This window comes from Bifidobacterium sp. M0353 (genome assembly GCF_016100645.1).
Taxonomy (GTDB): Bacteria; Actinomycetota; Actinomycetes; order Actinomycetales; family Bifidobacteriaceae; genus Bombiscardovia; species Bombiscardovia choladohabitans.
In genome coordinates this window covers 1-258 of record NZ_JACFSB010000236.1, presented here as the reverse complement: position 1 = coordinate 258, position 258 = coordinate 1, and the positions used below count along the sequence as shown (strand labels likewise).

1 protein-coding gene is annotated in these 258 nt (G+C 35.7%); it reads right to left on the bottom strand.

The annotated features are described in order from the left end of the window. On the bottom strand, positions 1–193 hold a 193-nt coding region (locus H3V04_RS09655; protein ID WP_198188442.1), incomplete at its 3' end, for a hypothetical protein. Positions 194–258: the final 65 nt, after the last annotated feature.

Sequence of the window (258 nt, the reverse complement as noted above, 5' to 3'; positions counted from 1 at the left end):
CGCCATTTACAGTTAGCTTTCCCACATTATTATTAAAAGTGCCATTATTTGTAAGTATTATTCCGGTTGTAGTTGTATTTTCTTCTCCCGTGTCTTTATCCGTAACAGTAATTGTGGTATCACCATTTGTCGTGTAGGTACCGCCTCCAACATTAATAACGGATGGATTTTTATTATTACTATTAGTAGACATGTTAATAGTTGTATTACCGTCAACAGTGATTGTTCCTGACTGAATATCTATGGCTGAGGCATTAC